Source organism: Paenibacillus sp. HB172176, assembly GCF_011947265.1.
GTDB lineage: Bacteria > Bacillota > Bacilli > Paenibacillales > Paenibacillaceae > Pristimantibacillus.
Genome location: NZ_JAATHD010000005.1, coordinates 211,780 through 226,860, shown reverse-complemented (window position 1 = coordinate 226,860; position 15,081 = coordinate 211,780). Strand labels below are relative to the sequence as shown.

Below are 15,081 nucleotides of genomic sequence, written 5' to 3'. Positions count from 1 at the left end.
TCCCGGGTCGCCTTCATTCGCCGTCGCGCCTTGCGGCTGCGTCCCGATTGTCGGCGGCGTCGCGTCGGCCAGTTCGTTCACCACGACATGCGCCGTCGCGCTCCTCACGCTTGCCGTCTTCGTTCCGGGGACGCTCTCATCCGTATTTGTAACAACGACATAAAAATAGTCGTCGCGGGCTGCACCGGTCGATACTGTGTACGTTTCGCTCGTCTGACCGTTCAAGGCAAAGCCGCCCGTATTGCTGTCCACGCTGTTCCGATACCACTGGTAGCTTAACGTTCCATTACCTGTCGTCGTCGCAGCGACCGACAGGAGGATTTCCGGGTCGCCTTCATTCGCCGTCGCGCCTTGCGGCTGCGTCCCGATTGTCGGCGGCGTCGCGTCGGCCAGTTCGTTCACCACGACATGCGCCGTCGCGCTCCTCACGCTTGCCGTCTTCGTTCCGGGGACGCTCTCATCCGTATTTGTAACAACGACATAAAAATAGTCGTCGCGGGCTGCACCGGTCGATACTGTGTACGTTTCGCTCGTCTGACCGTTCAAGGCAAAGCCGCCCGTATTGCTGTCCACGCTGTTCCGATACCACTGGTAGCTTAACGTTCCATTACCAGTCGTCGTCGCAGCGACCGACAGGAGGATTTCCGGGTCGCCTTCATTCGCCGTCGCGCCTTGCGGCTGCGTCCCGATTGTCGGCGGTACGGCATCCACAGGAGCTGCGACCGCCATTTCAACCCATACATCGGCTATCACTGTGTTTAAACCCAAAAAGACGATAAGTATTACAACTAGAAACCTGGAAATTTTTCTTCGCATAACAAACATCCCCTCTGACACGATTTCATCACCTTATATAGATCGACAGACCAACTCTCCATAGAATAAATGACCTCCTTGTTGTTGAACAGTGACAAAGTGTCATCAATCGACAAAAACAGAGAAAAATCCAGCTATTTCATGCTAAAATAGAAAAAATAGCATTTTGAAAGGCAAACAAACATGACCAAACTACTTAACCTGTTTCTCGTAGACGACGACGATTTCTTCAGGGAAGCCATGGAAATGCTTATTAGAGGAGAGTCGAATTTGAGATGGGCCGGCGCAGCAAGGAATGGCCTGGAAGCCATTGAAAAGCTCCAAGCCATGGAAACGCCGGATGTCGTGCTGATGGATATTAAAATGCCTTGGATGAACGGCATTGAATGCACGAAAATGTTGCGTCGGGAATATCCTGACATGCTGATCGTCATTCTTACGACGTTTAATGAAGAAGAATATATTATCGAGGGACTCCTCAGCGGAGCTAACGGCTTTGCCGTCAAAAGCAATGATGTTCCCAAGCTTCTGACGATGATCCAGGAGCTGTCGGAGGGACAATATCTGCTTCCGGTGGAGGTCGCGACCAAGCTCGCCGCTTATACGATTGAAAAAGCGAGACAACAGAAGGAAGAAGAGGCGCTTGAGCCTTCCTTGCAAGCATTCGGGCTCACTGCTCGCGAAAAACGATTGGCGGGACTGTTGCTGAAGCGGTATTCATCTCGTGAAATGGCTGAGAAGCTATTTCTGAACGAAGGAACCATTCGCAATAACTTAAGCGCGCTCTACGAGAAGCTAGGCGTCGGGAATCGCTATGATGCTATTGCGAAGCTGTCCAGGCCGGAAGAGCAATCGTGAAGATGCAGCCTCCCTCCGGCTTGTTGCGCACCTTAACAGCCCCGCCGTGTTGGTCGACGATTTGCTTCACGATAGCCAGCCCGATGCCGCTGCCTTCGCTATTCTCCGAACGTCGGTAAAATTGCTGAAAAATGTATGGCAAATGCTCCCGGGATATTCCTTTGCCAAAATCTTCGACTGCGAATTGCGCCTTTAAATATCCGTTCTCTTCACATGCCCAGCAATGAAGAATGACCCTGCATTCTTCGTTCAATCCGAATTTGACCGCATTGCTGACCAGATTGTACATGACCTGCCACAAGCGATGCCGATCGACTTCCACTTGCACCTCCTCGTCCCCCCACCTCCTTTCTTCCTTACCGCATTCGATTACGACGCCCTTAAGCAGATATTCCGATTGCAGAGATTCAAGCGCCTGTCCGAACCATTCTCGAAACGGAATTCGTTCCACATAGAACGGCAACGTGCGCGATTCCAGCTTCGACAGCTCTAGCAAATCCTGATTTAATCGCTGAATCGAGGATAGTTTGTCTATCATGCGGTCGTACACCGGGAGCTCCTGTCCCTGAAGTCTTCCGTCCCGAAGCATATGCATATACGCATGGAGGCCCGCAATCGGCGTTCCGATGTCATGCGCTACGTTCGCGAGCAGTCTTGTCCTCGTCTGCTGCGTCTCTTCCAATTCACGCTTCTGCTCCCGAAGCTCTTGCGTCCGTTCTTCCACCTTTAGCTGAAGCAACCGATTCAGCTCATGAAGCTCCGAGGACAGTGCCCGATTATCGACTTGCAGTTGCTCATAGCGCTTCGCCGCAATCAAACCTTGAATCAGGACAAACAAAAAACCGGCGTAATTCATGACGTAGAAGGTATGCAGAACCATAATGTAATTGAGCGTATCGTTCAGACAAGCGATTAATAGAATCGAAATACCGACGATCTGCCATGTTGCGCCCGCCCGTTGCCGCTTCTTCGCTTTAATCGCAACAGCAATAAGCAGATAAAGAAGAATCCCAAGCGAGAGCAATGGATGATAGGGAAGCAGTTTAGTAAAAAAGGAAGAAGGCGTGCAAAACACAATCGCGAGTAAAATCGTATTGATTGCGACAATCGAACCGACTAGAAAACGGTTTGCCTCGGCGGGAAACAAACGACGTACCAACAGGGCGAGCAATAAGATAGCCGAGGCGCCTGCCGCGTATTCCATTCGAACCATTTCGCGCCAGGAGAAAGAAGGGAAGAAGGCAAGCGCCACATGCTCGGTCATTGCGAATGTCCGAATGCCATAAGCGAAAGACAGACAGCCGACAAGCTGCAAAATGCGATTCTGCTTGCGAATCATCGCCATGATCAGATGATATAGACCCATGAATAGCGCTGCTCCCATCAAAAACACAGCCAGACAGGTGTCGATAAACATGGCACGATTTAATGTCTGCGGGTCGCCGTATTTCACAGCTTGAACAATGCCTCCCTCGCGAAACGAAAAGTTCGAGACCTGAATGACTAGCTCCACCGTACGATCCTCCGGCCGGAACTCAACGAGTCTATGCTCTAAAAGCGGAGTTTCGTCCGCCGAATTCGTGCCAACCATCCCGACTCCGCCATACGGCTTGCCGTCAATCCACAAACGATAGGCGCTTCCTATATTATGGAAGACAAGCGCCCTCTTCTGTCCAACTTGATTCTCAGAAATAACGAGGACGGTTCTGTAGGTTCCGTATCCGAAAGCCTGAAGCTCGCTTCCATCCGCAGCCGCCTTCCTCCAGGAACCGGGCACCTGAATAGCCCTGGCATCAAGGGCATGCAGACCGATATCGCTCGGCTCTAGCAGTAGGTCGGGATAGAACTCCCATGCTCCGCTTAATTCGGAAGAGGCGCCGGATTCAGAAACCTGGAAAGAAGAATGATAGAATCCTTGATATTCGTCGGATTGAGAGAAGCCAATTGAAACGATAGAAATGAACAGTAAAACCGCTATTCCCACAATTCGCATTACCATTCCCATCTTTCCGTCCCCTCTCTTCATTCGCATTTTGCTCCACTTTACCACAGATGCTTCCAGTAAACACGATTTCCCGCCGCAAAGCCATGTGATATATATCATAGCAACGTCATCTCTCCTTCGGTTATAATAAGTTATACGAAGAAAGGAAGTGGTCCATATGCTATATTCCAAAATTGTTGTTGCTTATGACGGGTCGGAGACCTCCGAGAAGGCGCTCGACTCCGCTTTGAAAATCGCCAAATCCAATCATTTCTCCAAGCTGCACATTATTCACGTCTCCAATGTTACGACTTATGTGCTTGGCGAAGCTATCTATGTGCCGCAAGCGTTGGATTACTCCGATGAGGTAATCGCCAAGATCAAATCAAAAATTGGCGATCACTCGGATGTTCACATTGAAGTCAGAAGCGGCAGCATTGCCAAGGAGATTCTTCATTACGCGGGGGAAGTCAATGCGGATCTGATCGTCATCGGCAGCAGAGGCTTGAACGGATTGGGCGAGTTCGTTCTTGGCAGTGTCAGTCATAATGTCGCCCAGCATGCCAAAGTGCCAGTACTGATTATTAAATAAAGCCATGAAACCTCTCAGCAAAAAAACAGTGTCACAGTTGAATGACTCAACTGCGGCACTGTTTTTGCATATCGGATTCAGCGATTAAAAGGAGAACCTGACGACAGCGTCGTCAAAAGAAACATTGGCCGAAGTGGTCCGAAAGCCAATCTTGCCTGTTGTCAATTCCGTTATGGGGTTCGTCCATTCCGTTTTTAAGGCTCCATCCACATAGCCTTTGATCGTGTTGCCTTGAACGAAGATCTTGATCGCGTACCACTGGTTCGGCTGAGCCGCGAACGATGTGCTGGATTCGAGGGTCAACTGACCATTTACCGCTTTGTACAGCTCCAGCTTCTGATTGGAGGAATTAATGCGGTACATATAATAATTGTCGGCATTCTGCACCCGGAAGACAATACCCGCGTTGGCATTTGCAATCGGCATTTTCGCTTTTGCTTCATATACATAGTCCGTCCAGGCATCGCCGGCGGTAATCAGCGCAGTCGTTGAATTATTCTGGTTCAACACCTTCGTGCCGTCTGTTGTCACGCTCCAGGAGCCGGAAGCGGATGACCATCCAGTCGAATTTCCATCTTCGAAATTGTCGTTGAAGCGAATGATTGGAGTCACGATCGCATCGTCAAAATGAACGCCTGCCGAGGTGGTGCGGAAGCCGACTCCGCCGGTGGTCAATTGAGATACGGGATTCGTCCATTCGGTCATTAATGCTCCATCGACATAGCCTTTAATCGTATTGCCTTGGACGACCGCTTTAAGCTTGTACCACTGCTTCTCTTGAGCTGTGAACGGCGTGCTGGCTACAAGCGTCAGTTGTCCGCCGACCGCCTTGTATAGCTCCAGCTTCTGATTCGAGGAGTTGATCCGATACATATAATAATTGTCGGCGTTCTGCACCCGGAAGAGAATCCCCGCATTGGCATTGGTAATCCCCATCCCAACTCCCGCTTCAAAGATGTAATCGGCCCATGCGCTGCCAGCGCTTGCCGTAATAAGAGATGTCGTTGTCTGGCTACCGCTGGACAGCAAGGTATTCAAGCCAACTGTCGGCACGTTCCAGCCTCCGCTAACGGATGTCCAGCCGGCCATATCTCCATCCTCGAAATTATCGGCGAGAAGAGGCTGGGTATTGGCGAAGTTCACGCCCGTAACATTGGCGTTATATACGGACAGCTTCAAGTCGTTCAAATTTGTCGCGAGCTTCCCTTTCACATACACATCGGAGAACATAACGCCGTTAACCATGCCGCCTTTTTCAACATTTCCGGAAAGTCTGGATTGCTGCGAACCAAGCTCGCGAATATTAACGTTCTTGACTACCACATTGCTTACATCGCCAGAGGTGCTGGTTGTCACACCAAGCCAATAGTTTCCGAATTGATTGATGCCGACGCGTTCGATGTCAATATTCTCGAACGTAATATTCTGCGCATAGCCCTCCTCCGGCAATGTATTGTAATTGTAGCCATGATTGACCAGCAACGCCCGCGAGCTTTGGAACACATATGAATTTCGAATGGTCACGCCGATCTGCGGCTGGGCCACGCCCATGCCAATCTTGAAGGCCGCGCATCTTGTCCATGCAAGCGCGTCATCGAAGACCACATTCTCCAGATGCTCGAGCGCTCCCGGCCAGCCGCTGGACATTCCCGTCTGCAGCCACGTTTTCGTCGAATACGTATCGTCGTCAGATATCGCGACTGCATGCTGCACCAGCACATTCTGACTTTCGTTAATATCGATCACGTCATTCTCGATTTTGTACAGATCCTGAAATCCCTTCAGATTCTTGATGGTCACATTGTCGGAACGTACGACCATGAACGACCAGAACCCGGCATCCCGCAAAATCAAACCGTCAAACGTGAAATTCGAGGTAGCGAGCGGGACGAGCAGATTGTTCAGGAAGCCTTCGCTCTTATTCGGTGCAGGCATGATCCGCTCCCGCATCGCAATGCCGTTCCCGTCGATGGTTCCCCGTCCCCGAATGGTGATATTGCTGGAATTTATGGCCGTTCGGATAAAATAAGTGCCATCCGCATTCCGTGAATCCTTGCGGAAGTCAATGGTATAATCCTCTCCCTTGCCAGTCCCGGCTATAACGGCGCCTCCAGCAAGATAAAAGGTTACATTGCTCTTCAACGTCAGATTTCCGCTCTTATAGACGCCGGCCGGAACATACACCGTACCTCCGCCAGCTTGATAAGCATCATCAATCGCATCCTGAATCGCGCCGGATGCCATCGAAGCTCCCGTATTGTCCGCATGGTACGGCGCTGCCGTCACATTATAGATTCCGGAGCCGGAGGATGGGGGAATATTCGTCTCCAAGGGATCCGCCGCAATAACGATCTTTTTCTTCTGATCATTGATTTTCACGATAACGTAGGTGGAGGAAGAAAGCGAGAACGTTAGCTTATTGCCACTGACTGTGCCCTCGATATTCTTGGCTTGAGGACTGATGGAATATGAGGTTATGGGCACGTTATTGGTCACTTCGATACTTACTGTGCCGGAGAAAGAAAATTCCGCATAATCATAGTCATCCTTGTAGCTGATGACGGGAATCGTCTGATTATCCGCTTTTAAGGAAAACACGCTGGATGCGGTATAGATGGACGGCATTGGATAATTCTGAATCGTCGCCGGCGCCGCTTCCGTCGTTCGCGGCAGATATCCGGTGAAGATAACAGCGAACACGACGAATAAATACATGGCCTTTCTTGTCATGGTAATCATAAATACCTCCTCAAATTTTGAATTAATGAAAGCGTTATCAAAATTAATTATAAATCTCGTTCTTCAAAAATGGAGTGAGGCAAGCTCACTCTCAAGGGATACATTTTCACTATGAGATAGTTCTCCCAAGGGGCTGTCTGATTTATATTTCGTTGAAGAAATAGCAAGATACATCAACCAAGTTAATAAGATCCATCATTTTAACTCATCTTTTATACAATTATAATAAGATTTGCACTCGAATATGCGAAGGAGGAATGAAATTGAAGCTTCAGAAAAAGCAGTATGATCTCGTCATTTATGGAGGAACGGCTGCAGGCATTGCGGCGGCCGTTCAAGCCAAAAGAATGGGCAAAAACGTCATTGTCATTGAGCCGAGTCATCGAATTGGAGGATTGACCAGCGGAGGCTTGGGCGATACGGATATAGGAATGGAGCAAGCAGTTGGCGGCTTGGCATTGGAATTTTATGAGCGAATCGCGCGAAAATATGCGCAAGAAGGAACACGCTGGCTGTTTGAACCCAAAGTGGCGCTCGAAGTGTTGCAAGATTGGGTAACGGAAAACGACATTGAAGTCGCATATGGGGAGAGACTTGAGCTGACGAACGGAGTGACAAAGCAAGGCTCAACCATCGTCTCCATTCAAATGGAATCAGGGAGCATTTTTGAAGGACAAATTTTTATTGACGCGAGTTATGAAGGAGATTTGATGGGCAATTCCGATGTCTCTTATTTTGTCGGACGGGAATCCAATTCCATGTACGGGGAAACCTTAAACGGCATTCATCCCGGCAATGAATTGCCCGGCGGGATTGATCCTTACGTAGTGAAAGGAGTACCTTCAAGCGGCTTGCTCTTGCGTGTCCAGCCAGATCGCGGCGGAAGCATCGGCGATGGAGACAACAAGCTTCAAGCGTATAACTTTCGCATGTGTTTGACGAACTGCCCGGATAATCGCCTTGAGATTGAGAAGCCCGAGGGCTATAACGAAGCCGATTATGAAATATTGTTCCGGGCTATCGAGCAAGGACAAGCCTCTAAATTTTTCAAATTAAACAAAGTGTCGACGGATAAGACCGATTCCAATAACAACAGCGGCATCTCTACCGACTACAATGGAATGAACCATAGTTATGCGGAGGCGGATTATCGTGCGCGTGAACAAATGTATCAAGCTCATCTGCTCTATCAGCAAGGCTATGTCTGGACCATTCAGAATCATCCGCGCGTACCCGAGGACATTCGCGCGATCTACAAGCCTTGGGGGCTGCCGCTTGATGAGTTTATTGAAAGCGGTCATTGGACTCCCCAGTTATACGTCAGAGAATCACGCAGAATGATTAGCGATTACGTGGTGACAGAGCATGTGGTCAGACGGGAGCAGCAAGTACCGGATTCGATAGGAATGGGATCCTTCGCCATGGATTCGCATCACACGCAATACTATGTGAACGAAGAAGGGCATGTAAGCACGGAGGGCGGCTTTTATGTGAAGCTTGATGCGCCTTATCCCATAAGCTATCGGGCGATTGTGCCAAAACAGACGGAGTGCAGCAATCTGATCGTGCCGGTATGCGTGTCCGCTACTCACGCAGCCTACGGCTCAATCCGAATGGAGCCCGTATTTATGATTCTGGGGCAATCGGCTGCAGCCGCCGCCGTACTGGCGCTTAATGCGGACGGCGTCGTTCAGCATGTTCAGTACGAGCAATTGCGCGCCGCGCTCGTTCAAGAAAATCAAGTCATGTATACTGACAACTGACAGCCTCTTCAATATGGATTGAATTCGAAGCCGAATTTACGCCGATATTCTGTCGGAGAATGCCCGAATCGCTCACGGAACAATCGGCAGAAATGCGGGTAACTCTGGAACCCCGACTTTTCTGCCGCTTGCTCCAGCGCAATACTGCTGTAGAGCACTTGCTGCTGCGCAAGCTTTAGCCTGACATCAATACAATAAGCGAACAGAGACTTGCCAAATGCGGCTTTGAACAGATGGGAGCAGCGAGAAACGCTCAAGCTGACGGAGGCTGATATAGCTTCCAGACTGATTGGTTCATGAGCATGATTCTCTATGAATTGCTTAAGCTTATAAGCGATATCTGCTCCCTTGGCGCGCTGTTTGGTCTGAATCGTTTGCTCCAGTGTCAAACAGAATGCTCTTAGCAGATAGTCCATGATTTCCTCATGGTTACCCATTACTTTTTTCTTTTCACTGATGATATGCTTCCACAGAGTCAGAAGCGTATCGTCAAAGCCGATGCTCGTTTTCGTCGGCATTCCTTTGTTTTTCCACCACGAATCCATCCATTCCCCGCTGCCGGCCAGGAAATAGTCTCCGACAGGCAGCGTATCTCCGGATGCCGGATCGCATCGGGGCTCAACGATGAGCCCATAGCGCTGATCAGGCGGATAGACTAGCAGATCGCCGGGGATGATGGTTTCGTACTTTCCATCTACAAGCGCACGGCAGGTCCCTTCAGCCTGCAGACGGAACAGGTAGAAGCTTAGCCCGTCTCTATAATTAACGGAATGGGGCAATAGGTGCGTGAAATAATTCGCATACAAAACACTGGATTGGCATTCAACTGACTTCGTCATAGGCAAGGTTCCCCCGAAAAGAGAGTGATTCTTCAACAATTATAGCGTTTCTCTGAATGGAATCACACCACCCGGCATGGAAAAAATCCTTCATTGATTTCTCCTATTACAATTGAAGCAGTCCATCCAGCTCGAATGAAGGCTCTATGCCAAGCTCGCGTTTCAGCAAATCTCTGAAGCGTTCATAATGATTTTGCAGCGCCTTCCAATCCTTAACTGCGCCCAACAACTGCAAGAGCAGGAAATTGGCCTCTTCGTCGAGTTCATGACGGCGAACCAGTTTCCTTGCAATGGGCAGCGCAGTCGCTGCTTTCTTGCAATCCATCAGATTGCGAATCAATCTTTTGGCGAAATCGTCATACAGATAGCCCAATCGCTCTTGCTCCTGAACAGCCCATAAGTACGACTGCTCGCCGAACAGCTCTCCCTTATATAGTTGCTCCAAGGCTAAGGCGTCCTCCATGTTGGATTCATGAATATCCCCAAGAGCCCGTAATTTATTTTCGAAATCGATATAATCAACTTCCGCTTTGGTCAAGTCCAGACGGTACTGGTCATAGTGCGATATAACCATCTGTTTCAGCCCTTGCGCAGTGAGAGCTTTGCGAAGCTGGTACATCGCCGTGTGAAGATAGGCATTTGAATTGTTCAACGGCATATCGGGAAATACGCGTTCAATAATGACGCTTCTGGAAACCTCTTTCCCGCGATTCAAGAGCAACAAGGCAAACAGCTCTTTGCTTTTGCTGGAAATCCATTTGACTTCGCCGCCTTGCCAATCGGCTACCGTCAGACCTCCCATCCCTTGTATAATCATTTGCTTCCCTTCGATTGCTTCGCCCTCGCTTGCCCGCTGCCCTTGCCGCTTTCTCCTGGCCCGTTCCACCGTTTCCGTCAGCCGTTCCGTTGAAATCGGCTTAATCATGTAATCGAGCGGATAAGAGTCGAAAGCATCAAGAGCGTATTCCTTGTGGGATGTCACGAATACAATATCCAGATCCCGATGGCTCTCTCTCAATTCCCGCGCAAGCTGCAAGCCGTTGTCGCCAGCGATTTCAATATCGATAAAGGCAAGATCAGCCGAATCCCGGCGAAAATAGTCTCGCGCATGAGACACTTGCCTCATGCTCGCCGCTACCTCTACCCCATCGATTCGGGCAAGACGCCGCTTCATGACCGTCAGCATGGCTTTATCATCATCGATGACGACAACCCTCATGCTCCTTCACCTCCATGACAGGAACCGCGCAGCGAGACGCGGAAGACGCTTCCCAGCTGCGGAGTGCTTTCCGCCCAAATCCGACCGCCGTTCATCCTTACGAAATACTGACATACTTGCAGGCCCAATCCGGTTCCCCGTTCGCCCGCTGTTCCTACCGTCGTGACGATTTGTTTCGAATCAAACAACGACTGAAGCTGTTCGGTCGACATGCCGATTCCGTTATCTTGAACGGATAGCGTTACCGTTTCTTCTTTCGCCTCCGCGCTCATCAAGACGCTGCCTCCTTCCCTCGAAAATTTGATCGCGTTAGACAACAGATTGCGAATAATGACCGTTACGGCTTCTCTGTCCGCATAGATCCTGATGTCGGCAGGTATGCTCAAATGAACCTTGACTCGTTTCGTTCCGCTTTTCATTCGCAGCATTCCCAAGGCTTCATTCGCAATGGGGGACAGTTCCCACCACTGTGGATGAAGAACGGTGCCCTCCTTCTGACTGCGAAACCAATCCAGCAAATTTTCAATCATGACGAACGTATTCCGGGCTTGCTCGCTTAATGCATCGACAATTTCATGCATGTCGCTGTCCAGTTGCTCCTTCGACTCTTCCAATTCCTCGATCAAATTGACCTGAACGGCAAGCGGATCGCGAATATCATGGGAGACGACGGTGAACAATTGATCCTTCAGCTTGTTCAGCTCGGAAATTTGCTCGAGCCGCCTCTGCTTCTCCGTGATATCGATCAATACCGACACGGAGCCGTGTTTGACCGGTTTTCTGGCATAGACGGGATACACCTTGACCGCATATACCCGCGTCTCCTTGTCAAGAAGGACCTGAATCTCCGCCTCGCCCTGCTCCATCCGCTCGCACATGCGCAGCCACTCCGGCCACCTCGACAGCAAATCGCGGATATTCCGGCCTTCTGTCCGGCCTATGCCGACGCCTTCGAACAAGGACTCGGCATAATTGTTGCTGTCGATGACGGCGCCGCCTTGACTAACAACGAGGATGCCCTCCTGCATCGTCTCCATGACGATGTTTCTTGCCAGCGGCACGATGGAGAACAGCCTGAACCGAATCGTAATCCACAGCATCGCCATGCCCAGAAATCCGGTATACACAGACAGGGGCAGCAGCCAATCAATCTCGTGGGGAAAGATTAACTTGATGATCTCAACCACGGCGGTGGCGCAGCCGAAAACGAGCATCCACATGGCAGGCTTGCGAATTTCCGGCCGTATATTCCTTATGTATGTGATTAAGGAAAAGACGCAAACCGCAAGAATGAGATACCAAAAAAGAGTAAACGATATGGCGAATACGGATTTAATTGTCTGCAAATACCCGTCCTTCATGAAGACGTCCGCATAAATCAGATGGTGAAAAGGATCCGTCCAGACGAGCGCCGACCATGCCCCGAATAGGGACAACAGCATGATTCTCGGAATCGGGCGCAAATAAGCATCCTTCTGCAGTAGATCCAGCACAAACATCACCACGAAAGCGACGAGGAACAAGAGCGAGGTTTGCCCGATATTCCGCAGGACCAGCTTGGCATCCAAAGTCTCGGTGTTGCTCTCCAGAATGACGCAGCCCGCGTATACGACCCGGCAGACCATTACCCAGGCGAAATAGCGCACGCCTCTATTATTCCTATGAAAAAAAGAATAGCATAGAAACGCGCTCATCAAAAAAACGGAAATAAGCATTGTGATATTCGACAAGGTCAAACTCATTGTGTTCTCCTCTATGTGTAAATTGTCAGATTTTCGAGAATCTTGTAATTCTACTGTAATGTAATGATAGCAGAAAAACAGTAAAAACGTTAACGTTAATCGAGAGCAACGACTTTCATTATCTTTTCAGTGTTGTTTGATAGAATAAAAGAAATAAAAAGTTTGTTTGAAGGAGGATTTGAGTTTTCTTGAAGAAATTAACGATGCTGGCATTATCATTTGTCCTTTTATTTCAGCTGCTTCTTTTACCTGGCAAGGCGCTTGCCGCAGCTCCATCATTCGTATCGCTTTCGCAAAACATGCTTTTTGGATACGCTCTGGACAGCAATGGCCATATTTGGGCTTGGGGCGATAATTCATTCGGAGCTTACGGTGACGGAACGACTATAACCATTAATAGCAATGTCATGAAGCGAGTCGAGGTAATGGATAGCGGCTCGCCCGTAACCTTCCAAGACGTGAAAGCGGGCGTGGAGCATGGTATGGCGTTGGATACGGACGGCCGCATTTGGACGACGGGGAAAGACAATAACCACCAATTGGGCAACGGCTCAGCATTGGGGGAAGTTCATTCATGGACGAAGATTTCGGCGATGGATGGCGGGAACGAGGTCGTATTCAAGCAAATTGCGGCGATGAGATATACATCATACGCCTTGGATGAGAACGGTAAGATATGGGTGTTTGGGAATTATACCAGGGTCTTGTCGGAAGGGTCGGAGGTACCGATTCCGGTCACGAAGGATGGAGTCGACGCAGAGACCTTTCAGCAGATTGACGGGAAATATGATTACTTATTAGGCATTGATACTGCAGGCTATCTATGGGGTATTGATAGGAATAGTTACCTTGATCCATTCAAATATACAACTACCGACAGCGGGGGGACGGATGTATTATTTCAGTCCGTTTCATCCGGTTACAATCACATGAATACAGCTCTGGACGAGGATGGACAGGTATGGATTTGGGGCCATTACGAAGCCGGTCAACTGGGGGACGGCGGCGCAACGAATGCGATTCGTTATGATCCGAAGCTCCTTCCCGTCACGGACGGCGGTACTCCGGTCGTCTTCGCCGACATAAGCCCCAGCGTTGCTCATGTCTTGGCCTTGGATGAACATGGATATCTATGGGCTTGGGGAAGCAATGATAACGGAAAGTTCGGCAACGGATCAACTGTAGATTCCAATGTGCCTATCAAGGTGACGGATGCAGGCGGAAGCCCGGTCCAGTTCACTTCCGTCGAAGTTGGCTTTTTCGAATCTTATGGCATTGATTCCGGGGGGCGGATTTGGACATGGGGAAGTGGGAGGCTTGTTCCGCAATTAAAAAAATTCTCTGCCGCCGTTGGCTTGACGGTGTCACCGGCTTCTTCGTCCTCCTATCTCCAATCGGTCACCTTGACGGCTACGGTGGGAGGAGACGGTGATACCCCAACGGGGACGGTTGTATTTAAGGACGGGAGCACAATACTTGGAAGCCGTACACTCACGGGAGGGACGGCTTCATGGACGACAACTTCGCTGTCCGCAGCCACGCATTCACTGAAGGCGGAATATAGCGGCGATGAATTCTATGCGGCGGCGATTTCGGCCGCCATGTCTTATCAGGTTACGATGCCGGACGCCCCGGATTTGACCTTGACGCATTCTCCGACGGCGGATACCTTCGATCCGGTGACCGTGAGCGTTGCGGTGAATATTAATGGGAGCGGCAACTCCCTGGATCAATTGAAATGGCTGGCAGGAAATCAGAATGCTTCGGCTTTCGGCGGCTCAGGGACAGATATAAAAGCTGCTGGAGAGTTTGATGCTGAGGATAATGGCATATACACCGTATATGCCAGAGATGCAGCCGGAAATGAGACCGTTAAAACCATTGAAATCGATAATATACTGGAAGCGGGCAACGCCGCGGCGCTGAATACGGCGATCACGAACGCGAATCAGGCGTTGACGGATCATGAGGAAGGAACGGGCGTCGGTGATGCGCCGGCGAGCGCGCGCAGTACGCTGCAGACAGCCATTGATGCGGCTCAGTCGGTCTATGACGATCGTACAAACCGGACGCAATCGCAGCTGGACACAGCGACAAGTACATTGGAGTCAGCGATTTCGGCCTTTGAAGCTGCGGTGATCGGAGCGGGCAACGCCACGGCCCTGAACACGGCGATTACGGACGCGAATCAAGCGCTGACGGATCATGAGGAAGGAACGGGCGTCGGTGATGCGCCGGCGAGCGCGCGCAGTACACTGCAAACGGCGATAGATACGGCTCAGTCAGTGTACGACGATCGTACAAATCGGACGCAATCGCAGCTGGACACAGCGACAAGTACATTGGAGTCAGCGATTTCGGCCTTTGAGGCTGCAGTGATCGGAGCGGGCAACGCCGCGGCGCTGAATACAGCGATTACGAACGCAAATCAGGCGTTGACGGATCATGAGGAAGGAACGGGCGTCGGTGATGCACCGGCGAGCGCGCGCAGTACGCTGCAGACAGCCATTGATGCAGCTCAGTCAGTCT

9 protein-coding genes and 1 pseudogene are annotated in these 15,081 nt (G+C 50.3%); 4 read left to right on the top strand and 6 right to left on the bottom strand.

The window, feature by feature from the left end; translation table 11 throughout:
- Nucleotides 1-816 (bottom strand): annotated as a pseudogene (locus HFP08_RS09810) (hypothetical protein); the annotation flags it as partial.
- Between the two features lie 183 nt (nucleotides 817-999).
- Here HFP08_RS09810 and HFP08_RS09805 point away from each other — a divergent pair.
- Nucleotides 1,000-1,674 carry a response regulator transcription factor gene (locus HFP08_RS09805; RefSeq protein WP_168120410.1) on the top strand — a complete coding sequence of 225 codons (675 nt, stop codon included), beginning with the start codon at nucleotides 1,000-1,002 and terminating at the stop codon, nucleotides 1,672-1,674.
- Here HFP08_RS09805 and HFP08_RS09800 read toward each other — a convergent pair.
- On the bottom strand, nucleotides 1,637-3,679 hold the full coding sequence (locus tag HFP08_RS09800; RefSeq protein ID WP_168120409.1) for a sensor histidine kinase: 2,043 nt from the start codon (nucleotides 3,677-3,679) through the stop codon (nucleotides 1,637-1,639). The genes HFP08_RS09805 and HFP08_RS09800 overlap by 38 nt on opposite strands.
- A 157-nt stretch (nucleotides 3,680-3,836) precedes the next feature.
- Here HFP08_RS09800 and HFP08_RS09795 point away from each other — a divergent pair, with 157 nt between their 5' ends.
- Nucleotides 3,837-4,250 carry a universal stress protein gene (locus HFP08_RS09795; protein WP_168120408.1) on the top strand — a complete coding sequence of 138 codons (414 nt, stop codon included), beginning with the start codon at nucleotides 3,837-3,839 and terminating at the stop codon, nucleotides 4,248-4,250.
- An 84-nt stretch (nucleotides 4,251-4,334) separates the two neighbouring features.
- Here the strand turns inward: HFP08_RS09795 and HFP08_RS09790 are convergent, their stop codons facing one another.
- Nucleotides 4,335-6,989 carry a 3-keto-alpha-glucoside-1,2-lyase-like domain-containing protein gene (locus HFP08_RS09790; RefSeq protein ID WP_168120407.1) on the bottom strand — a complete coding sequence of 885 codons (2,655 nt, stop codon included), beginning with the start codon at nucleotides 6,987-6,989 and terminating at the stop codon, nucleotides 4,335-4,337.
- A 263-nt stretch (nucleotides 6,990-7,252) separates the two neighbouring features.
- On the opposite strand from HFP08_RS09790, the gene HFP08_RS09785 reads away from it, so the two are divergent.
- Nucleotides 7,253-8,752 carry an FAD-dependent oxidoreductase gene (locus tag HFP08_RS09785; RefSeq protein ID WP_240941251.1) on the top strand — a complete coding sequence of 500 codons (1,500 nt, stop codon included), beginning with the start codon at nucleotides 7,253-7,255 and terminating at the stop codon, nucleotides 8,750-8,752.
- 8 nt (nucleotides 8,753-8,760) lie between these two features.
- On the opposite strand, the gene HFP08_RS09780 is transcribed toward HFP08_RS09785, so the two are convergent.
- The 3 genes from HFP08_RS09780 to HFP08_RS09770 form a co-directional block, all read right to left on the bottom strand.
- Nucleotides 8,761-9,591 carry an AraC family transcriptional regulator gene (locus HFP08_RS09780; RefSeq protein WP_168120405.1) on the bottom strand — a complete coding sequence of 277 codons (831 nt, stop codon included), beginning with the start codon at nucleotides 9,589-9,591 and terminating at the stop codon, nucleotides 8,761-8,763.
- 106 nt (nucleotides 9,592-9,697) lie between these two features.
- A complete protein-coding gene (locus HFP08_RS09775; RefSeq protein WP_168120404.1) occupies nucleotides 9,698-10,810 on the bottom strand; it encodes a response regulator in 1,113 nt (370 codons plus the stop codon).
- A complete protein-coding gene (locus HFP08_RS09770; RefSeq protein ID WP_277345845.1) occupies nucleotides 10,807-12,525 on the bottom strand; it encodes a sensor histidine kinase in 1,719 nt (572 codons plus the stop codon). The genes HFP08_RS09775 and HFP08_RS09770 overlap by 4 nt, the downstream gene beginning before the upstream one ends.
- Before the next feature lie 215 nt (nucleotides 12,526-12,740).
- Between HFP08_RS09770 and HFP08_RS09765 the strand changes: the two genes are divergently transcribed.
- The coding region (locus HFP08_RS09765; RefSeq protein ID WP_168120402.1) for an Ig-like domain repeat protein at nucleotides 12,741-15,081 on the top strand (2,341 nt) is incomplete at its 3' end.